The organism is Clostridium sp. LBM24168, from assembly GCF_052953915.1.
The window spans coordinates 626,589-648,390 of record NZ_CP196861.1; the positions used below are offsets into that span (position 1 = coordinate 626,589).

A 21,802-nucleotide genomic window follows, 5' to 3' on the forward strand; every position below is an offset into this window, starting at 1 on the left:
ATGAATGTGAATTAGCTAAGAAATGTGGTATCTTCTTATGGTAGAAGAAATTTAATGGATTGATGTATTGTGAGGTGGATTTAAAATGCAAATACAGCAAATGCAAGATTTAATTGATTTGAAACAAGAAGGGGCATATTGGGATTTTAAGCGAGAATGGTACTCTCAAGAGAAGAAAGCAGATTTATTACATGATATTATATGCATGGCTAATAATTTAGAAAACAAAGATGCTTATATTATCATAGGAGTAGATGAAGAAAGTAATTATGAAGTAAAAAGTGTTACTGATGATGCTAATAGAAAAAATACTCAGATGCTTGTTGACTTCTTGAAAAATAAAAAGTTTGCAGGAGGAATACGACCAACTGTTTTTGTACAAACATTTGTGCTTGCTGAGGGAGAAGTTGATATAATAGTAATTAAAAATAATTACAATACCCCTTTTTATTTAACTGAAAAGTATCAAGGTGTTTTTGCTAATAATATATATACTAGAGTAATGGATACCAATACACCAAAAGAGAAATCAGCAGACATCCATCATGTGGAATATTTATGGAAGAAAAGATTTAGATTAATATCTACACCACTGGAGCGGATAAAATATTATTTAGAAAAACCACATGAGTGGTTGGATTCTCCTACGGATTGGGAAACGTCAAGAAAATATTACAAGTATTTGCCAGAGTTTACAATGGAATATACCTTAGAAGATGATGGGGATGCATACCAATATTATTTGTTTAACCAAACAGATATAAGGCCACATTGGAGAAAAATAAGGATATTTTATCACCAAACGTTACTGGAAACTCTAGAAGGTATTTGTTTAGATGGTGGTAGATATTTTACACCTACACCATTAACAGATGGAATTTCTCTAGGAAAGTTTCACAACTGGGACATAGCGTTCAAATATTTTATTAAAGATACATTACATTATGTGGTTCACCAATTTTATTATGAATCAGATGGAGATGATGAAACCATTTCTCATAATAAGTTTGAGGAATGTATACTGGTTTTTGAATCAGAAAATGAAAAGGAAGCCTTTAAGAAATATGTTTTAAAAAATTGGGCAAACAAGGAACGATTTTCAGAAAACATATGGCTTCCACATTTTCCTCAAATAGAAGGATATAGGATGGAAGTGTTTAAAAAGCAATATTGGAATGTCCAAGTCTTAAAAAGAATGTTAGATGAATTTAAGAGGACAGCATAGCTGAATAAAAATTGTTGGTAGAGTTATATAATTTTAAATGAATGTGATGAAAAGCAGAGATAAGCATTTTTATTGAAATTGAGAAAAATAAAGTATTTGGCCTGATAGGTGGAAGTTATGCAAGTGATGGAAATTCTGTTGAAGCAGTTAGAGAGGATGATTATTTAAGTAGAATAGAATTTTACATAAAGGAAAATTATTTTAAATTGAAGCAACAGATGTTGTGTTTTGATAAAAGAAGCCTAGATAAGCCTTTGAAAATCCAAATGTTGACTTTAACTAATGATGAACTTATAATTTTAGAAAAAGAACGAATGGTCATTATAAAATTTAATTATAAAAATAGTAATATAAGTATGTCAAGATTACGAGATATTATTTATGAAAATTCATATCCTAGATTAACCATAAAAAGTAAATAAGCAATTCTAATTTTTTAATTTTAATATCTTGAGTTTTTATTTTGTAATAAATTTGGGAAATTGCTTTATTTTAAATCTTATATTATTTTGCCACTTTAAGAAATATCTGCATATATACTATGTGGAGGTGTTGTTGATGAATAAAAATTTAAGAGATACTATTAGATTGGTAAAGGAGTTACAGAGAAAAGATCTTTTATAGATGAGTGACGATATAGAGTTGAGGGTGGAGCCTAATTATCAGGCTTTAGCTTTGATTATTGAGGATGTAGATATAACTATGGATAAAGAATATTATGATTCAATTAAAGACAATAGAGAGAATCTTATTTATGAATTAGCTGTTTCAAGCTTTAAAGATGAGGAGCTTATTTCTAAAATAGATATAAAATTAATGAAACATATTATAAAAAATTATATAGATTTTAAAGATCCATTTTTAATTGAAGATACCTATATTTTTAGCGTTAGAATGGACAAAATGCAAAATTTATATAGGAAAGCGTTAAAACAGATAAAAGAAGGAAAGTTCAAAAATTATATTTTCCACTAAGAAATTTTAATAGGTTCTCTTGACAATGGAAACTGTTTCCTATACAATAATATTAACAAATATGCGAACACGCTATTTTGTGTAGAAGGGGATTAAAATGAATGATATGTTGGGTTTTGGAAAATTTATAACGGATAAAAGAAAATCACTTGGAATGACATTAAGAGGAATGGCTTCTGAACTAGGAATTGCTCCCGCATATCTCAGTGACATTGAGAAGGGCAGAAGATATCCACCGGATATGGATAAACTTAAACAAATGGTTGAAATCTTAAAATTAACTGAGGATGAGAAACATACAATGTTTGATTTGGCGGGAGAAGGTAAAAATACAATAGCACCTGATCTTCCAGATTATATAATGTCATCTAAAAAAGTAAGAGTGGCACTAAGAAAAGCTAGAGAAGTTGCGACAGAGGAGGATTGGGAAGAATTTGTTAAAAAGTTAGATAACAAGGGGGACAAAGATTAGTGTATATTGATATTCCACGAAAAAAAGATAATGGTCTGCCGTTGCTTTGTAAAAATGATATTGAACAAATTGCAAAACTGTACTTAGAGGATTTCAATTCAAAAATATTAGAGGAACCTGTACCAATGCCAATAGAAGAATTTTTGGAAAATTATCTGAACCTTGATCCGGATTATGCAGATATAACACCAGATGGAAGTGTTCTTGGATTAACGACTTTTGATAGTGGAAATCTTACTATATACGATTTAGAAAATAACAGATATAGAGATATACTGGTTGCAAGAGGAACTGTAATTATAGACAATACACTTGTTTCAGGAGATCAAGAGGGAAGATTCAGGTTCACTTGCGGTCATGAATGTGGACATTGGATACTTCATAGAGATATGTTTAAGTCAGATGAAAATCAACTTAATATTTTTGATATGATAAATAATAAAGAAGCAAAATCAATAAAATGCTTAAAAAGAAATTTTAAAAAATATTCATCAAAAAGGACACTTGAAACAGATAATGACTGGATGGAATGGCAGGCAAATTTTACATCCATGCTAGATATCTTGAAAGAGATGTAAAAGTGGGCGTCAGTAAAATTGATCCAACAACAGGAGAGGTTAAGTATCAACCCAGCAAGGAAGATTCTATTGAAGGATTAATGGATCAGGGATCAGATTTTGCAGATGACCAAGCTGTAGAAGATATTGTTTGTGATAGAGCAATGCTTTTTATCTTACGGAAAGCAATGTCAGAATTAAATAATGAAGAACAGAAACTAATAGAAGATATGTATTATAATAGGCTTACAGTGAGACAAGCAGCACAGAAAGAAAACGTTTCCTATGTAACAATTATTAAAAGACATAAAAAAGTGTTAAGCAAGCTTAAAAAATATTTTTTATAAATTTGGTTACCAAACACACCTCCTCGTTGGCTAATAAGTGAAGGAATTTATTTTAAATAAAGAGGAGGTGAGAATCTATGGAGGCAACTGTAAGTAATATTAAAGCATATGTAGAATATATGAGAATTTATGCAGATAAACAGCCAGATGCTATTAAAGAACCTATAAAACAATACTGTGATTATGTAGAAGAATTATTTAATAAGAACATATTTTTTACAGATATCACAGAATTTACTAAGAATTTATACTAAAATTTTAATGATTCTATAAAATATGGTTAAAAAATAATATGGGGTGTAGTTTATGTTGTTTTGGCTATATGGTATTTTAATTGAAATATTTATTATTTTATTATGGTATCATGGTATTTTAAAACAGGAGATAAAAAGTAAAAATATATTGTTGAGAGGATTGAAGGTTTGCAGTGACAATATAAAATTAATTATTAAAAGTAAATTTAATTTAATTATTTATGATGATAGTAATGAAATAAAAAAAATTAAAAGCAGAATTAAAAAAACTTTTGATAAACTAGTATTTCAAGTAATAATATTATTTGGAAATTTTTTAATATTACCACTTATTATAGTAGTAATGATTAATGATAAAGAGAATTATATGATAAAATGTGTAGTTGGTATAGCACTTATTTATATTTTTGTTAAAAAATTATTGATTTATACCAAAGAAGCAATAAAAACTATAAATGAAAGTGAACAAATTATTAATTTTTTTGAAGAAAGCTTGGATGAATATGATAAGCATATTATTAAAGAAAAAAGTTTTAGTTGGAATAAGGGAAAAAGTTTTGTTTTTGTAATTATTCTAGCTATGGCATTACTATTAGGATATTTTATAGTACAATTAATTAAATGGACAGGTAAAAATAATTCTTTTATTAGTGTAATTTCATTAATATTTTTTATAATATTTTTATTTATGAATTTAAAAGGCAGAATTTATAAAAAAAGAAGATATGAAAATTCAGAACAGAAAATTGAAATATATGATCGGAATTTATATCTTATGAGATGGGATAATGAACTTAGAAATATGTGCAGTACATTAGGGATTAAAGATATAAGTTTTTATGTAGAAGAATCAGAAGAAATAAATGCATATGCATATGTAGAGAAAAATAAAAGACCTAAGATAACAATACTAACGGGCTTTCTCTTATATTTAGGTAAGTATTATAATGAAAATATTTTATTTGATGAAATATTTAAGTTCACAATTGGACATGAGTTAATTCACATATATTACAAAGATCCTATAAATGTTAACAATCAAGTTCTCTTAGGAAATTTAATTTATATAAGTATATATATTGTGATGTTCATAATAATTTATCTATGTAATATAAGTAGATGGATGATAATCCCGGCAGTTATATTATTTTTCATAGAAGTATTCTTTGGAAGAATTATTACAGATAAAAGATATTGGATGCAAATGAATGAATTAAGAGCTGATAGGAAAGGGATAGCTGTTAGTAATAGCTCAATAGAAACATTTAAAATATTTTGGAAAAAATCAGGAAAAATTAAGAAAGAAAAAAATGAGTTTGAAAGAATTAATAATACAAATTATGTTTATCAATTTTATAAAAGATATATAGAAAATGAAGCACATCCTAGTGCAATTAGGAGAATACACGCGTTAAATAGGTATCCTAAATGGAACATTGTGGATTATATTCAGCAAGTAATAGTTATACGTATGTGGCAATTAAAAGGGCGAGGGTGGAATGGAAGATAATAATTATATTTATCCTAAAATATAATAAATTATTAAAGAAGGTTAAAAATTATTATGAAGAAGAAAAAGTATTCATTATTACAAATTAATTATGATTGTCAGACATTATTTAGTTTAGCAATTGGATTACAAAAAAGTCCAATTATTGCTGCAGAATTTATTCCTTTTTTATCATTATTCTGTTCTGAGGCTTTAAAATATTTAAAAAAATATAAAATTTCACTAAATATTCCTAAAAATAAAAGTTTTTCAGTAGAAGATATTCGTCTTAAGACGAAATTATTTGAAGATAAATATTCTAAAGCTAAAAAAATGATTTTAAATTGTGATTATTTACAAGACTATATTTTTAAACATAAACTACGTTTTAGATTTATGCAAGATTGGAATGTCCATTATAATTTAGGTATTTTTACTGATAGAGAAGATAATATAGTTGGGAATTCTCAATACGGTTATTATATTTATCAAGACAATCGATTATTGAAAAAATGTATATCTGAAGCAAAAAGTAAAAAAATAATAAATTATGAAGTTATTCCAAAAGAATGCTATGATTATGGATATTATTGTGGACAAATTGTAGGTATGTTGTTGTCTCAATTTTCTAAAACTTATCCTGTTAAATTAATACGATGTAAAAATATAAAATATGATTTGTTTTATCAGGACTATAATACTAACAAGCATTTCAGTGCTTTTTATCAAGATGAAGATGGCAAGGCATTAACTTTATATTTATTGCATATTTTGTCATTTGTTAATTCTACTCTCAAATTGTTTAGTGCTTTTGAAGAAGATGATTATGGATGGTGGTTAAGAATGTACTATATTACATATTACTATACAGTTAAGCGATTAAAAGATATAAAAAACCATTTAAATCAACTACAATTAATGAATGATCGAATTAATAGATTTTATAATGTTCTTAATTTAGAAGATAATGATATTTTTAATTTTGATTTTAGAAGTTGTATGATGCACTATGATATGCTTAATAAGGAAAATGTTTGCTTAATTTTGCCGGAATATGAAGATGCTAATATTCCTTTATTTGGTCTTGTAGAAAGTTGTTTTGATGGTATGACTTATTATGAACTCAAAAAGCAAGTAGTCAAAGAATTGGAAAATATTTCTGAAGTTATTTTTAAGTGGCTAGGAATTAAAGTTACTAAACCTAAAAAGTTCTAAAATTATGGAAATATTAAAGTATTAAAGGTAAAAATTATTGACATCGTAATAACTAAAAAGATAATTGCTGCTTACTATATATTATTACAGAAGTGTATATCTTAGAAAAGTTCTTTAATAAAATGGGGTACATCTCAAAAGCAAATATTTTTGAGTATTGTATAAAAGATTTGTCTACTAGCATGTGGAGACTATAGTGTTGCTTACTAGGATTGAAAGTACGACGTAAGCAGTTTACTGCTGAGACGGCAGTATTTGATATTGGATTACGAGTGTGGAGAGGTAAGGAAGGCTGAATAGGTTTGAATTAAAGGGTTTCTGAGGCTTGAAGTATTTCTGATAAAAGGAAAGTTGCGACGCTTGTGAACATTTGTTTATGTTTGAGACAACATATTAACTGGCAAATTAAAATTTTATAAAGAGCTAAGTTTTGGGAGGAAGAGATATTCTCTCCGCTTTTGTTCAAAATAAATTTTTCCTACGAAGCTTTCTGCTGAATTCTCCTTTTCGGAAATTGAGGAAGCCTTTGGCAAAAGCGAAAATTGGTTGCGAACAACTTTTTATAGGGCAAAACAAAAAATAATGGAGGCGCTGTTATGCTGAAATGCTATAATATAGTCAAAGACTTATTACCGAGTTGTGTTGACGGATTTCTCGGCGAAGAAACGACAGCAGAGGTAAAACAGCATTTGAAGGAATGTAATGACTGCCGCTTGAACTATGAAAAGATGAAATCCTTTGTTAATATACTGCTGCCGACAACAATGGATAGAGAGAGGTGGATTTTTTGAAGAAAGTTAGGCGTAAGGCTTGGTGTATAGCTGTCTGCCTTTTTGCCATCGGTGTATTGATTGGCATTGCCGGTATTTATATTGGAGAAACCGATGATGCTCCTGGCGCTGCGCTAATTGGTATCCTGCTGATGATAGGACTGGTGGTGCTTGGCGTAAGAAATATTTACACTGATAGTAGAGGACGAAACTTATAGTAGAGAAAAAGAAGAGGTACTATTTCTTGCAGGATAATATCTCTCTTTGGAGTTTCCATATCGGCTTGGATTACTGCCAAATTAATTTTGATACTTTTGATTCAGCAGCAGGATACTGATCTGCCTTTTTTGGTACAACTAGGATTCATGCATTAAAGGCCGCACTGTTGTTCATAGGAAAATAAAAGAGGAATGAAATGGATATTCTTGAAATATATAAAGGTTATTATCAATACATATATAATTATGCATTACATCTAAGCTGTCATCCGGAAGATGCATATGACATAACACAAGAGACTTTTCTGATTGCATTAACGAAACTGGATTCGCTTAAAAGTGACATTACAGGGTGGCTGCGAACTATATGCTTTCATCAGTTTATTGATCAGACAAGAAGAAATAAATATCTGGTTGAAATTGATGATTGGGAACAATTAGAGAAAGATGGTAGATTATTAAAATCAGTCGAAGTTAAACCGGAAGATGAAGTAATTGTTTCAGAAGAAATTAGGGATTTACAAAATGGATGTTTTTTTGCAATGGTTAGAAAGTTGACACTGAATCAAAGAATAACCTTTTCACTCGTTGATATGTATGGTATGAAAATAGAGGACGTATCAAATATTTTGATGATATCTCCGTCGGCGGCGAAGGGACTATTGTATAGAGCTAGAATGAATATCGATTCTTTTTTTGCAAATCATTGTGATTTGATTAATGAGAAGAACCCATGCAGTTGTATGGCATGGATAAGGTTTAGCAGTCAAAGAAGCAATTTGCAAAAAAGTACAAAGAAACTGATTGGAAAATTGGATTTTTCAAAGGAACAATATATTTTTAACGTAGCAGTCAGGGAAAAAGTTTATTATTTATACAGAAACATGCCAGATAAAAAACCTTCTGATGAATGGTACATAAAAGTACTTAATATTTTAGAAAAAAATTTAGAGGATGCGTGACTTTTAATTCCTTCATACGTCTTATTATAAAGAAACATATTATAAAGAAAGAAGGATGAAGAAATGAAAAATGTTACCAAAGGATTTGAGAAGTTTATTAATGAAACAGATGGTGTTGGCCCTGCTTTTATGAGTACCATTATGAAGATGGCAGAAGTAAGTTCTTTAGATAAAAAGATTCATGAACTTGCATATATTTCTGCATTAGTGACTGCTAGGATGTATAGGGGATTGCCGTTCCATATAGAGCAGGCGAAGCAGCATGGGGCAACAAGAGATGAAATTAAAAGCGCAATTTTACTTCCAATGCCTATCGTTGGAATTCAGGTTGCGGATGCCATGCCATATATAAGTGAGGATAAAGCTGATGGAGATAAAGAGTAAGAAACAAAGCCGTGAATTATCAACATTAACCGACATAAGGAGCAATTGAGGGATTAAAGAAAAATCAGTTGATATATTATTGATATACTTATAGTTCTCAAGTATCAATACTATCCTCTCGCGCTATGTGAGGCTATTGCTGGAGAATAAATGAATGACTCCGAGAATCTGTAAAAGATTTTCGGAGTTCCATTTCATATAGCCATGCATACATATTAAACATAGCTTTATCTAATGTAAAGCCTTGATTTCTTTATATTATATGGTTTTTAAGTGTATAAATTATGCTTGAAGAAAATAGTATATATTGTGTTGCCAAGTTAAATTGAGCAACTTGGCTGTAAATCAAGCAATGCTCCGAATTTTTGGCAAGCTGTTATAAAGCATATCAAGGCTAAAAGTTCAGAAATTTCATTATCATTAAACTCATTTTTTAATCTATTAAAATATTCATTATCAATAGGTTGATTTTTAGAAATAATATCTGCAGTTTTGGTGGCAATTAAAATTTTTGAATCAGTTATTTTATTAGATGGCTTACCTTTAGACATACAATATTGGCATCCATTGTTAAAAGCAAGGGTACGTCTTACCTCTTCTTTTAGTTCAGGTGTAAATGTATTACTATTAAAAAAGCATTCCTCTAAAGAAGTCCATTTTTCCATTATATATTTATTGTGACCTAATAATTGTTGAAATGGTGTAAGTCCCTCTTGTGAAAAAGTTATTCTTGCCATAGTATCTCTCCTCTATGAATATATTTTGTTAACAATTAATATTATACAAATTATAATATTAATATTGTATTGTAATTGACATATAATATAATAATAAGTATATCAATTACAATAATAATTTAAGAGGAGAAGTTACAAATGAAATTAGATGAAATAGATTTATTAATTCTGCAAGAGTTACAAAAAGATAGTAGGTTATCTATAAGAGAATTATCTAAACGTATAAATCTTTCGCCGCCATCTGTTACTGAAAGAGTAAGAAGACTTGAAGATGATGGGGTTATTGAAGGGTATACAATCAAAATAAATAAAAAGAAACTTGGATTGTCTATTGATTGTATAATTAAGGTAACTATGAAAAATGGACAATATGAAAAATTCAAGATATTCATTAAGGAGTATAAACAAAGTGAATGGTGTTATAGAATTGCTGGTAATGGATGTTTTTTAGTTAAATTATCAGTTAAATCTTTAAATGATATAGAAGAATTTATAAATGATATATCTTCATATACAATGACAGAAACTATTATAGCATTTTCGGAAGTAACAATAAATAATAGTATTAATAAATTCTTGGGAGAATAAGAATATGACATAAGATAGTTATAAAAACTGAAATTAAAGAGAAAAATAAAATTTATATGTAATGGATATTAAGAAAATTATTACTTTCCTTATATTTAGACGTTCAGAAATAAAAGCCTATTTTTATATTTAAAATTAAAAAAGAAGTTATAATCATATTGTATTGAGACCAGAAATAAGGAAACGCATTCTTCACCATTGAAAATTAAATATTATAGATAAAAGTGATTAAAGCATATGAAATTAAAACATGTTACCTCAAGCATAGAAAAGAAGCAATTTGCGTTTTAAGATTCAGAGAGTTGATGGTATTGTAGTAATGTTGTCGTCAAAAGCTGGCAAAAAGCATTTGGGGGTAAAAAAAGATGATGTTAGACTTATTATAATTCCCATTAGGAAAAACGTATTAATAAATATGTAAGAATTTATTGAATGGATAGGCATTTGCTGGTTCGGGTTATTTTGTAGCTAGCAATAGATCAATTGTACACAAAACCATTACTAAAATTTGATGAAATGAAATATTTTCTTTATATACAATACACTAACAATCAATAAGACGCGGGTTAAAGTAACATTAGCAATAAGTGAAGCAGTATTGATATTCCACCCAACTCTATAAATATACCCGAACTCAAGTGTAGCAATTGAAAAGTGGATTGAACAAGATTGTGGAAGAAGAGGGTTTTATAACGATAATGAAATTTATAAATGATAGTTGTTTTTATGAAGAAGTGTTGGAAGTAAATACAAATAACACGAAGATCTGATACTTTTATTTTTCCAACCAAATTGAATTTCAAAAATGTTTCAATTCCTTAAATTGAAATGGATTGAGGTACTTTTTTTATTCCGATTTAAAAAAAGTAAAAGCGTCTGGAAAATTTTCAGAAAAATCCTTTATTTATGCGGATTTAAGTCCTATAATAGAAATAAGAAATGGCTATTTTTCATTAGTTGAACCTTAACATGAGATGTATTTAAATAAGTTTCAAGCGAGATTTTTAAATCATTGTAATGCCGTTGAACCTTAACATGAGATGTATTTAAATTAGTTTTCCGGATATTCCTCAAGCACTTGAGATATTGTTGAACCTTAACATGAGATGTATTTAAATTTGGCTATATAAAAATAGGCCACAAGGGTACGGAAAGTTGAACCTTAACATGAGATGTATTTAAATCATATGTCTCATCATTAGATTTCCATCCTTATCATAGTTGAACCTTAACATGAGATGTATTTAAATTTCATCTCTAGCCTCCTGTCCAAGTATTTAAGGCAAGGTTGAACCTTAACATGAGATGTATTTAAATGAACTGTTAAATGGACATGAAAAAGAATTGATTGAGTTGAACCTTAACATGAGATGTATTTAAATGTAAATGCGACATATAATTTTTATATCTTTTGGATTGTTGAACCTTAACATGAGATGTATTTAAATGCATCCACATACGATATACAAAAAGAATTTGCTATAGTTGAACCTTAACATGAGATGTATTTAAATATCCTCTGTACTTTTTAGAAAGTTGGTATCTAACTGTTGAACCTTAACATGAGATGTATTTAAATAGTTCTTATTCTCCAATATAATCCCCTCCATTTATGGTTGAACCTTAACATGAGATGTATTTAAATTATAAAGTAAATGGAAAGTGGAAACAAAAGAGCAGAGTTGAACCTTAACATGAGATGTATTTAAATCCATCTACTTTCAAATAACTAGCAATCATTTTTCTCGTTGAACCTTAACATGAGATGTATTTAAATGCTGTAATATATTGCAATACTATTCTATCTATTCTAGTTGAACCTTAACATGAGATGTATTTAAATAGTCCAACCTCGATATCTATAAAAGGATTTTATGGGTTGAACCTTAACATGAGATGTATTTAAATTAAAATTACAGGCCACTTTATTATTAGATCTCTCTGGTTGAACCTTAACATGAGATGTATTTAAATACCTTAGTTTTAAAATTATCCAAAGTTAAACCACTAGGTTGAACCTTAACATGAGATGTATTTAAATATATCTAGAAAATAAAGATATATCGAAAGTAAGACGTTGAACCTTAACATGAGATGTATTTAAATAAGAGCGTTGATGGGTGATGGTAATGTAAATTCTAGTTGAACCTTAACATGAGATGTATTTAAATCGATTCTGTAGTTGAAAGTGTTATCTATGAAGACCAAGTTGAACCTTAACATGAGATGTATTTAAATAAATTTAAATCTTGCATATATTAAAATGTATCAAGTTGAACCTTAACATGAGATGTATTTAAATCCATTACACAAGATAGTACTCAATCAAGTATTAATAGTTGAACCTTAACATGAGATGTATTTAAATATATCTTATAAAATTCTTTGTAAATTTTATTACAAAGTTGAACCTTAACATGAGATGTATTTAAATCCTGGCATCTTATAGAATTGCTTTTATTAATTGGCTCGTTGAACCTTAACATGAGATGTATTTAAATTAAGGCCCACCAGAAACTATTCCTCCACCTTTATTAGTTGAACCGTAAGCGGTAAATTATCCGGTGTGTGTTTACAAAAACAAAGACCATTCATTTAGAGTGGTCTTATTTTTGCTATTTGTTCTTTTTACAGGAAGACTGAACCCATGGATCCCAGGGCAGGTATTCTTCCAAAAATTCAGGGTGTGATTCGAATTGTACACCAGGTAGATTTTTAAATAGAAATTCAAGATAATTATAAGGTTCCAATCCATTGGCTTTGGCTGTTTCAATTATACTGTAGACTGCTGCACTGGCTTCAGCTCCTCTGGGGCTTCCACTAAAGAGCCAGTTTTTTCTCCCTAAAGTGAAAGGCCTTATACTGTTTTCAGACAGATTGTTTGAAATAGCACAGTTGCCATCTAGAAGATAATTCATAAATCCTTCTTTATTATTTACAGCATAAGCTAAAGCTTTTCCAAGCTTTGATTTGGGAAGGCAGCTGTTTTTTACGGAATCAAGCCACCCCCAAAAGGCCTCAAGAATCGGTTTTTCCGTTTCAAGACGCTTTTTCTTTCGTTCATCCGGCATAAGATCTTTCATTGATCTTTCCTCTGCAAAGAGTTTGTTGCAGAAATCAATTCCTGCTGCCGGAAGTGTAGCTTCAGGGCTTTTTATGTCCTTTGGAAGTGCTTCAACAAAATATCTCCTGAGATGTGTCCAGCACAGACATCTTGTTATTCCCGGAACTTTGTTATAACCTTTATAACAGTCCGTATGGAGATATCCTCTAAAGCCTTTTAGAAATTTCTGCGGGCAGTTCCCACTTCTTGAAGGTTTGTAATCAAACAACCTTATTGGTGTCTTACTGCCTGCATATGTACTGTACAGCCACATATAGGATTCTGATGTATTTTTCCTGCCGGGTTCTTTAAGTACCTGTACAGGCGTCTCATCTGCATGTAAATATTTCTCGGCCGTGAGTTTCTTGTGCATCAGATTTGTAAGTGGCATCAGCCAATTTCTGGACGCAGCTATAATCCAGTTGCTCATAGTCGCACGGCTGAGCTTTACCCCCAGTGACTTCCATTCCCTTTCCTGACGGTATAATGGAAATGCATTGACATACTTCTCATACATGATATGGGCAATTGTAGATGGCGAAGCCATGGAATGCTGAATTACCGGATATGGCATCGGGGATTTTTCTATGTAAGAAAGTCCTTCTTTGCGGCATTTCCTGCATTCATAAGTTTCACGGTAGTAGTCTATAACACGTACCTTTGCCGGAATGAATTCTATTTCTGTACGGATAAATTCTTTCCCTATGCTTTTCAAAGGTGTCCCGCATTTTTCACAGAAACGTTCATCCTCTTCAAGGCCACAGATTACTGTATGATGTGGAATATCTTTAAGCAGTTCTGCTCTTTGACCATCAAATTTTTTACGCCTGTAGTTTGATACCTCCTGTAAATTCGGTTCCGGTGCCGAAGGGTTTCTATAAACTTCTGCCTCATTGAAAAGATTTATCTGTCCTGCAATTACAGAAGTCTTCTCACTGCTCCTGCCAAATAATTTATGTGTCAGAAATTCAACTGTCTCATGGAGAGTTTTATTCTCCTTCTCCAGCTGTGCTATGCGATTTTTAAGTTCTATAACTTCATTTTTGGTATACATAATTGAGACAGTTCCTTCACTCGTTTTTTATATCTGTTATTATACCATAAATTTCTATAAAACCGCATGATTTCAGATTTCTCTGACACTAGAGGGCAGTTTGTATATCTACTTTCTTTACAGCCTTTGGCTGATTCAGGGACAGGCCTTCCATAAGCCACCTGAATTCCCGGGGTGTTATACATTTTACTGCTTCTGCATCTTTAGGCCACTTAAAACATCCATTTTCCAACCTCTTGTATAGAAGCACAAATCCATCACCTTCCCAATATAGTGCTTTCAATCTGTCTCTCTTCCGTCCGCAGAAGAGAAACAGACTGTTCTGAAATGGATTCAGTTCAAAATTCTTCTGTACGATGGCAGCCAGCCCGTCAATTGATTTCCTCATATCTGTATGTCCGGTTGCAATATATATTTTCTCTGCCTTTGAAATATCACCCAGCATTTTGCAGCACCTTCATAACATTTTCAATTAAACTGGCCGAGGCACCGTTGTGAATTTCAAGAACTGCACGACCAAAACGGATAATAATATCAGCCTGATATGTTTCTGGAGAAACATAGGCTGCATCTGTGGAAATGACACCTGATAATTTGGAAGTATTTATGGGAACTATCTGTTCCTTTGGATTTTTGGAAGGGAGAGCTTCACAGGCAGCAGCACGTATTTTTCTCAACCAATAATAATACCTGTTGGTCCTGATGCCATTTTCCGTACACCATGATTTCACAGTCTGGCCACTGCTGCGGCATTCACGTATAATTTTAATCCACTCATTCATTCTATATTTTTGAGTTGCTTCTTGTACATCCATATAAAACCTTCCTTTTTAAAGTTTTTAAAGCTAACTTGAAAAACTTTAAAACTTATTTTAGAAGATTATCTCACATTCTTTGAACATTTTCCATCCACTTTCTTACTTGACGCTTACGTTGAACCTTAACATGAGATGTATTTAAATATTTTATCCAATCTTTCAGTTATTGGCTTTAACCCTGTTGAACCTTAACATGAGATGTATTTAAATCTGGCAGCCTGTTTTCCCTTGGATACCATATTGGAAGTTGAACCTTAACATGAGATGTATTTAAATAATCCATCCTGCAAGCCTTTCAATATGGAAAATAAGGTTGAACCTTAACATGAGATGTATTTAAATACTATATGGATGATAATTTCTTCAAAGTAGTTAAGTTGAACCTTAACATGAGATGTATTTAAATTACAAATTTGCTAGATCCTCACACATTTTATCCATGTTGAACCTTAACATGAGATGTATTTAAATAGAGCAACTAAGTTATTATGAGCTACGTGAAATTAAGTTGAACCTTAACATGAGATGTATTTAAATTGGATTAAACCTACATGCAACCTTTACTAAGGGGACGTTGAACCTTAACATGAGATGTATTTAAATTTTGGAAAATGCCAAATCAAGTTATTTTAATTCAAAGTTGAACCTTAACATGAGATGTATTTAAATATGCTAAATTAAGCCCTATCGAATTAAGTTCCCCAGTTGAACCTTAACATGAGATGTATTTAAATTTACAATATCTTTGTCCTGCATCTATTAGCTTTCGTTGAACCTTAACATGAGATGTATTTAAATTAAACACTATTTGCTTTGACGAATGGCAAAATGATAGTTGAACCTTAACATGAGATGTATTTAAATAAAAAGGTGCAGCTGAAACAGGAGCTTAATAGAGGGGTTGAACCTTAACATGAGATGTATTTAAATTATAACTCTTAAATTGATTTACAAATGATATTGCGTTGAACCTTAACATGAGATGTATTTAAATGGTAAATCTACAATAGCAGAATTACTAGAAAAAGATGTTGAACCTTAACATGAGATGTATTTAAATATTTTCCACCAGCACCGCCAATGACATATTGTTTGTTGAACCTTAACATGAGATGTATTTAAATCCATTGAAAACACTGGGCTTACGGCTCGGTGCTTTGTTGAACCTTAACATGAGATGTATTTAAATTTAAAAGGCATGAAGGAAATAAGGTTAAAAGCAGAAGTTGAACCTTAACATGAGATGTATTTAAATAAAGGTGGAGACGGATATATGAGAATAGAGTGGTAGGGTTGAACCTTAACATGAGATGTATTTAAATATTCCACTTATTCTAGATAAGCTTTTTAAAGATAGGTTGAACCTTAACATGAGATGTATTTAAATATGTATTGAATGAGGATGCGGTTCCTGAACAATATAGTTGAACCTTAACATGAGATGTATTTAAATGTAAAAGAGCAAGAAAAACTTGATAAGCAAGCTGAGGTTGAACCTTAACATGAGATGTATTTAAATGATAGAGTTAGAAGGATATAAAGTTGGTGGATTTATTGTTGAACCTTAACATGAGATGTATTTAAATTGATACAACTTTAGTTCTAGGTAGAAACAAGGCTAAGTTGAACCTTAACATGAGATGTATTTAAATCCTAAAGTGTTTAAATAAGACACTAAAAGTGATATAAGTTGAACCTTAACATGAGATGTATTTAAATTGGACTCTGGGGTAGTATAAAAATTAATCCTAATGGTTGAACCTTAACATGAGATGTATTTAAATGATATTTGTGTATCTATGAAGGCAAAAGATTATTTGGGTTGAACCTTAACATGAGATGTATTTAAATTCAATAGATTTTATTTCTCCCTTCAATGAGTTTACGTTGAACCTTAACATGAGATGTATTTAAATGACGTGGAGAATTGGGTGGCCTTGAATGGAAGGACGTTGAACCTTAACATGAGATGTATTTAAATGGATGAAGACGACGCAGACAAAGAGGCAGAACTAAGGTTGAACCTTAACATGAGATGTATTTAAATAGGTTGCCAGAGATTTCTTAAGGACTTGGAAAATCCGTTGAACCTTAACATGAGATGTATTTAAATTATTCTTTGTATCTTTCCTTCTGCCTTGCTTCATACGTTGAACCTTAACATGAGATGTATTTAAATAAAAAGCAAATTGAATGGGCAGAGAAAATTAGAGATGTTGAACCTTAACATGAGATGTATTTAAATGATATAAATTATTTTCATCTGCTACGAATGAATTCAGTTGAACCTTAACATGAGATGTATTTAAATGATATGTCTTGCCAAAACCATCGTGGGAATCTCGTTGTTGAACCTTAACATGAGATGTATTTAAATATTGAAGGACTTCAAAAAAGAATGGATGAGTTTATGGTTGAACCTTAACATGAGATGTATTTAAATCAGTCTAGCCTAAGCCAAGATTTAATTATACTTTTAGTTGAACCTTAACATGAGATGTATTTAAATACTCTGCTGTCATATTCAGTTGTAGGGAAATAATAGTTGAACCTTAACATGAGATGTATTTAAATTAACTCTATTCAATTGATATTGTGCTGTTGCAACTGGTTGAACCTTAACATGAGATGTATTTAAATTTTCCATTGTTGTTTTTCCTCCACGTCTGGAGATACGTTGAACCTTAACATGAGATGTATTTAAATTTATATATGGCTTCGGGCACATTTGAAGGATACATGTTGAACCTTAACATGAGATGTATTTAAATTATTTCGGATCGGCTTTTTTTGAGCCTGTTAATTCGTTGAACCTTAACATGAGATGTATTTAAATTTCTCTGTGTCTTTAACAACTTTAACTATATTACCCGTTGAACCTTAACATGAGATGTATTTAAATTAAATGAAAGCCCTGTATCTGCTTTTTCTACTGTATGTTGAACCTTAACATGAGATGTATTTAAATTCTACGTTTCTTTTAGCCATTTTCTACCTCCACTTAGTTGAACCTTAACATGAGATGTATTTAAATTTATTCTTCATCTTCCTTTATATACCATTTACCTTCGTTGAACCTTAACATGAGATGTATTTAAATTCTATTACAATTAAGTCTTCCTTCCAATTACAATCGTTGAACCTTAACATGAGATGTATTTAAATTTGATAAGTGTTACGGGCATTTTTTCTGTTCTAAGCGTTGAACCTTAACATGAGATGTATTTAAATAGGTGATTGTACATATCTTCCCAGTGCCTAGCTTTGTTGAACCTTAACATGAGATGTATTTAAATTCTTTAACATCTCCTTTCAGCTCAACTACATCTTGTTGAACCTTAACATGAGATGTATTTAAATACAAATGTAGAAGTAGATGCTATCATAAACTCATCTGTTGAACCTTAACATGAGATGTATTTAAATCCCAATATTTTTGCTATTTCTCTGTTAGCTATATCCGTTGAACCTTAACATGAGATGTATTTAAATTGATTTCAATAAAAGATTCGTCGAAATTACAATAGTTGAACCTTAACATGAGATGTATTTAAATTTCCAAACCAAATCTATAAGGCTTCCACAACTCTTGGTTGAACCTTAACATGAGATGTATTTAAATGCTTTTACTGCTGTTGGTTTCCTCTGCTCTGCCGGGTTGAACCTTAACATGAGATGTATTTAAATAAGATACCGACTTCCCTGACTGTAAATCCCCCTACAGTTGAACCTTAACATGAGATGTATTTAAATACAATTGATCACCCGTAAATATAGCGTCTGTATTTGTTGAACCTTAACATGAGATGTATTTAAATAAAGAACATATAATTGAATAAATATATAAAAGAACAAGTTGAACCTTAACATGAGATGTATTTAAATGTTTCGGTTATAAAGGTATGTCCTTTTTCTAACTTGGTTGAACCTTAACATGAGATGTATTTAAATTCAACCCATATTTCCATCTTGGTTGGGTCTAATGGAGTTGAACCTTAACATGAGATGTATTTAAATTGTCCTTTTTTTAATGTACTCTGAATTACTGTTTGGTTGAACCTTAACATGAGATGTATTTAAATATTTATGTAATAGACCCTGCAGGTATAAGAATGATGTTGAACCTTAACATGAGATGTATTTAAATAAACTTAAAATAGGTCAATTCGATTTAATAAATGCGTTGAACCTTAACATGAGATGTATTTAAATAGTACACTATCAAATGTTAATGTAGTGCATATGGAAGTTGAACCTTAACATGAGATGTATTTAAATAGGTTATAGCTTGTAACTCCTTTTACTTTAATTCCGGTTGAACCTTAACATGAGATGTATTTAAATTAAATACTCCTTCTTTTTTATTTATTTAAAACAGCGTTGAACCTTAACATGAGATGTATTTAAATTCTACTCCTAATGGTTGTTTTTTTGCTTTTTTAAGTTGAACCTTAACATGAGATGTATTTAAATGAAGCCTAGCAATGAAGAACCTTTTGCAGATGAAAGTTGAACCTTAACATGAGATGTATTTAAATCCATCACGCATTCCTGTAGCTGCTGCAATAACGCGTTGAACCTTAACATGAGATGTATTTAAATGGTGGATGATAACGGGATTGATGAACTTATTATAAAGTTGAACCTTAACATGAGATGTATTTAAATGGTGGATGATAACGGGATTGATGAACTTATTATAAAGTTGAACCTTAACATGAGATGTATTTAAATGGTGGATGATAACGGGATTGATGAACTTATTATAAAGTTGAACCTTAACATGAGATGTATTTAAATTCACCTGATTGTTGAGGGCAGTGTTGATGAAGATGTGTTGAACCTTAACATGAGATGTATTTAAATTACATGATGTGGCTAGAGGTAGTGAAAATGTTGTGTTGAACCTTAACATGAGATGTATTTAAATGTATTTCCTCTATCTGTCTTTTCCCTCTGCTGTATAGTTGAACCTTAACATGAGATGTATTTAAATAATTATATGAAATAAGTGATAGATATAAAAATATACGTTGAACCTTAACATGAGATGTATTTAAATAGATATAAAGACGAGAGTGGTAAAGAGAATAGGTGGTTGAACCTTAACATGAGATGTATTTAAATCTTTGGCAAGATTTTAATAAGCAGTTCATAAGCACTGTTGAACCTTAACATGAGATGTATTTAAATGGTATCTACTCTACAGGGCAAGCTTTCTACTATACAGTTGAACCTTAACATGAGATGTATTTAAATTTTTTGACATACATAGTATAAATCTATATTAAGTAGTTGAACCTTAACATGAGATGTATTTAAATTTTTTCTAAAACATATAAATATACTACAGCTATACCGTTGAACCTTAACATGAGATGTATTTAAATTTTTTACATTCCTCCATTTAATTTATTTTCTAATTCGTTGAACCTTAACATGAGATGTATTTAAATCCCCCTATATAATCTATCTTAGTTTCTACCCTAGTAGTTGAACCTTAACATGAGATGTATTTAAATTATAAACCATTTACTGGATTAGCTAAACTATCAATTGTTGAACCTTAACATGAGATGTATTTAAATTTAATGCCAAAGTATGACAAGCCAAGAGGATTATTAGTTGAACCTTAACATGAGATGTATTTAAATGTGCAAGGATATGCAAGCGACATGAGAAAACAGGCTGTTGAACCTTAACATGAGATGTATTTAAATAATACTGGAGAAATTGAAACCAAAACGGAGAGATTAGTTGAACCTTAACATGAGATGTATTTAAATACTCTTACTAAGGAATAATGTAACTCCTCAATCCATGTTGAACCTTAACATGAGATGTATTTAAATGAAATAATTAAATGCGACAAGTGTGGACAAGAATCGGTTGAACCTTAACATGAGATGTATTTAAATTCTTTATTGTAATATCCTTCATGCTTCCATCTGCCGTTGAACCTTAACATGAGATGTATTTAAATTTCTTAAAATCTCCTTTCCAGCTACCCCTATAATGTTGAACCTTAACATGAGATGTATTTAAATATTTAAGACTGGATTTGGGATACACTCTCCTTCCGTGTTGAACCTTAACATGAGATGTATTTAAATTAGTAGGCGATATTATAGTCCTAGATTAAGCATAGGGTTGAACCTTAACATGAGATGTATTTAAATGTTATATTTAATTCTAAAGCCGCATGTCTTGGTTTGTTGAACCTTAACATGAGATGTATAGGGAAATAAAAGTATACCATAAACTAAAACAAATTAATGTAAGTATAAGTTTTAGAAAAACTTAGTGACCTTGGAATTTAATATACAAATTGTGGTCTTGAAAAATATCTTCTAGATACATACTCATTAGGTAATCTATTTTTTTAATTAAGATGATTCTTCTTATGACAATGTCTGTGTTGAATTATTTCATAATTTGTTGTTGTTTTAATTTACATTGCTGTATTATAAGTTTAAGTTACAAGATACCATGAACGCTGGGTTTGGTGAAAACAGTGCAAATTTAGAAAACACTAGGAAAGGTAATCAAAAATAAACCAGCCATTTTAGATCTTAATACAGTTTTTAATGGATCTCCCTTCAAAATTATAATGTGAAATGAGTATCCACTATGT

Annotated in this window: 17 protein-coding genes and 2 CRISPR repeat arrays; of the genes, 13 read left to right on the forward strand and 4 right to left on the reverse strand. The window is 30.3% G+C overall.

All coding sequences use genetic code 11. The features are described from left to right. Positions 1-85 precede the first annotated feature (85 nt). The 12 genes from ACSVC9_RS03095 (at position 86) to ACSVC9_RS03150 (ending at position 8,868) form a co-directional block, all read left to right on the forward strand. Positions 86-1,225: an AlbA family DNA-binding domain-containing protein gene (locus ACSVC9_RS03095; RefSeq protein ID WP_446898905.1), complete on the forward strand. Its 1,140-nt coding sequence runs from the start codon at positions 86-88 to the stop codon at positions 1,223-1,225. A 624-nt stretch (positions 1,226-1,849) separates the two neighbouring features. Next, on the forward strand, positions 1,850-2,200 hold the full coding sequence (locus tag ACSVC9_RS03100) for a hypothetical protein (protein ID WP_446898906.1): 351 nt from the start codon (positions 1,850-1,852) through the stop codon (positions 2,198-2,200). A gap of 97 nt (positions 2,201-2,297) precedes the next feature. Then, positions 2,298-2,672 (forward strand): helix-turn-helix domain-containing protein, encoded by a 375-nt coding sequence (locus ACSVC9_RS03105; RefSeq protein ID WP_446898907.1) that lies wholly within the window; start codon positions 2,298-2,300, stop codon positions 2,670-2,672. Next, positions 2,672-3,250: an ImmA/IrrE family metallo-endopeptidase gene (locus ACSVC9_RS03110; RefSeq protein WP_446898908.1), complete on the forward strand. Its 579-nt coding sequence runs from the start codon at positions 2,672-2,674 to the stop codon at positions 3,248-3,250. The genes ACSVC9_RS03105 and ACSVC9_RS03110 overlap by 1 nt, the downstream gene beginning before the upstream one ends. Before the next feature lie 2 nt (positions 3,251-3,252). Beyond that, positions 3,253-3,576 (forward strand): sigma factor-like helix-turn-helix DNA-binding protein, encoded by a 324-nt coding sequence (locus ACSVC9_RS03115; protein WP_446898909.1) that lies wholly within the window; start codon positions 3,253-3,255, stop codon positions 3,574-3,576. A gap of 77 nt (positions 3,577-3,653) precedes the next feature. Continuing rightward, positions 3,654-3,830, forward strand: a complete 177-nt coding sequence (locus tag ACSVC9_RS03120) for a hypothetical protein (protein WP_446898910.1) — start codon at positions 3,654-3,656, stop codon at positions 3,828-3,830. A 52-nt stretch (positions 3,831-3,882) separates the two neighbouring features. Then, positions 3,883-5,340 carry a M48 family metalloprotease gene (locus ACSVC9_RS03125; protein ID WP_446898911.1) on the forward strand — a complete coding sequence of 486 codons (1,458 nt, stop codon included), beginning with the start codon at positions 3,883-3,885 and terminating at the stop codon, positions 5,338-5,340. Between the two features lie 54 nt (positions 5,341-5,394). After that, entirely contained in the window at positions 5,395-6,534 is a 1,140-nt protein-coding gene (locus tag ACSVC9_RS03130; protein ID WP_446898912.1) for a hypothetical protein, read from the forward strand. Positions 6,535-7,130: 596 nt separating this feature from the next. Next, positions 7,131-7,325, forward strand: a complete 195-nt coding sequence (locus ACSVC9_RS03135; RefSeq protein WP_446898913.1) for a zf-HC2 domain-containing protein — start codon at positions 7,131-7,133, stop codon at positions 7,323-7,325. Then, positions 7,322-7,522, forward strand: a complete 201-nt coding sequence (locus ACSVC9_RS03140) for a hypothetical protein (protein WP_294185087.1) — start codon at positions 7,322-7,324, stop codon at positions 7,520-7,522. The genes ACSVC9_RS03135 and ACSVC9_RS03140 overlap by 4 nt, the downstream gene beginning before the upstream one ends. Positions 7,523-7,719: 197 nt before the next feature. After that, complete coding sequence (locus tag ACSVC9_RS03145; protein WP_446898914.1) at positions 7,720-8,484, forward strand: RNA polymerase sigma factor; 765 nt, start codon at positions 7,720-7,722, stop codon at positions 8,482-8,484. Positions 8,485-8,547: 63 nt separating this feature from the next. Further along, positions 8,548-8,868 carry a carboxymuconolactone decarboxylase family protein gene (locus tag ACSVC9_RS03150; protein ID WP_446898915.1) on the forward strand — a complete coding sequence of 107 codons (321 nt, stop codon included), beginning with the start codon at positions 8,548-8,550 and terminating at the stop codon, positions 8,866-8,868. A 320-nt stretch (positions 8,869-9,188) separates the two neighbouring features. Here ACSVC9_RS03150 and ACSVC9_RS03155 read toward each other — a convergent pair whose 3' ends face one another. Further along, positions 9,189-9,605 (reverse strand): carboxymuconolactone decarboxylase family protein, encoded by a 417-nt coding sequence (locus tag ACSVC9_RS03155; RefSeq protein ID WP_446898916.1) that lies wholly within the window; start codon positions 9,603-9,605, stop codon positions 9,189-9,191. A 138-nt stretch (positions 9,606-9,743) separates the two neighbouring features. Between ACSVC9_RS03155 and ACSVC9_RS03160 the strand changes: the two genes are divergently transcribed. Next, positions 9,744-10,193: an Lrp/AsnC family transcriptional regulator gene (locus ACSVC9_RS03160; RefSeq protein WP_446898917.1), complete on the forward strand. Its 450-nt coding sequence runs from the start codon at positions 9,744-9,746 to the stop codon at positions 10,191-10,193. Positions 10,194-11,149: 956 nt separating this feature from the next. Next, positions 11,150-12,694: direct repeats of the CRISPR family, unit length 30 nt; unit sequence GTTGAACCTTAACATGAGATGTATTTAAAT. A gap of 114 nt (positions 12,695-12,808) precedes the next feature. Here the strand turns inward: ACSVC9_RS03160 and tnpC are convergent. The 3 genes from tnpC to tnpA form a co-directional block, all read right to left on the reverse strand. Next, a complete protein-coding gene (gene tnpC / locus ACSVC9_RS03165; RefSeq protein WP_446897859.1) occupies positions 12,809-14,350 on the reverse strand; it encodes an IS66 family transposase in 1,542 nt (513 codons plus the stop codon). Positions 14,351-14,438: 88 nt separating this feature from the next. Next, on the reverse strand, positions 14,439-14,795 hold the full coding sequence (tnpB, locus tag ACSVC9_RS03170; protein ID WP_229980557.1) for an IS66 family insertion sequence element accessory protein TnpB: 357 nt from the start codon (positions 14,793-14,795) through the stop codon (positions 14,439-14,441). Next, positions 14,785-15,165 carry an IS66 family insertion sequence element accessory protein TnpA gene (tnpA, locus tag ACSVC9_RS03175; protein ID WP_446897860.1) on the reverse strand — a complete coding sequence of 127 codons (381 nt, stop codon included), beginning with the start codon at positions 15,163-15,165 and terminating at the stop codon, positions 14,785-14,787. Before tnpA ends, tnpB begins: the two co-directional genes overlap by 11 nt. 117 nt (positions 15,166-15,282) lie before the next feature. Further along, positions 15,283-21,412: a CRISPR direct-repeat array (repeat unit 30 nt; unit sequence GTTGAACCTTAACATGAGATGTATTTAAAT). Positions 21,413-21,802 lie beyond the last annotated feature (390 nt).

Coding starts and splice junctions, on each gene's coding strand:
- ACSVC9_RS03095 (WP_446898905.1), top strand. CDS start 86: ATGCAAATACAGCAAATGCAAGATTTAATTGATTTGAAACAAGAAGGG.
- ACSVC9_RS03120 (WP_446898910.1), top strand. CDS start 3,654: ATGGAGGCAACTGTAAGTAATATTAAAGCATATGTAGAATATATGAGA.
- ACSVC9_RS03145 (WP_446898914.1), top strand. CDS start 7,720: ATGGATATTCTTGAAATATATAAAGGTTATTATCAATACATATATAAT.
- tnpC (WP_446897859.1), bottom strand. CDS start 14,350: ATGTATACCAAAAATGAAGTTATAGAACTTAAAAATCGCATAGCACAG.
- ACSVC9_RS03160 (WP_446898917.1), top strand. CDS start 9,744: ATGAAATTAGATGAAATAGATTTATTAATTCTGCAAGAGTTACAAAAA.
- tnpA (WP_446897860.1), bottom strand. CDS start 15,165: ATGGATGTACAAGAAGCAACTCAAAAATATAGAATGAATGAGTGGATT.
- ACSVC9_RS03125 (WP_446898911.1), top strand. CDS start 3,883: ATGTTGTTTTGGCTATATGGTATTTTAATTGAAATATTTATTATTTTA.
- ACSVC9_RS03155 (WP_446898916.1), bottom strand. CDS start 9,605: ATGGCAAGAATAACTTTTTCACAAGAGGGACTTACACCATTTCAACAA.
- tnpB (WP_229980557.1), bottom strand. CDS start 14,795: ATGCTGGGTGATATTTCAAAGGCAGAGAAAATATATATTGCAACCGGA.
- ACSVC9_RS03105 (WP_446898907.1), top strand. CDS start 2,298: ATGAATGATATGTTGGGTTTTGGAAAATTTATAACGGATAAAAGAAAA.
- ACSVC9_RS03135 (WP_446898913.1), top strand. CDS start 7,131: ATGCTGAAATGCTATAATATAGTCAAAGACTTATTACCGAGTTGTGTT.
- ACSVC9_RS03100 (WP_446898906.1), top strand. CDS start 1,850: ATGAGTGACGATATAGAGTTGAGGGTGGAGCCTAATTATCAGGCTTTA.
- ACSVC9_RS03150 (WP_446898915.1), top strand. CDS start 8,548: ATGAAAAATGTTACCAAAGGATTTGAGAAGTTTATTAATGAAACAGAT.
- ACSVC9_RS03130 (WP_446898912.1), top strand. CDS start 5,395: ATGAAGAAGAAAAAGTATTCATTATTACAAATTAATTATGATTGTCAG.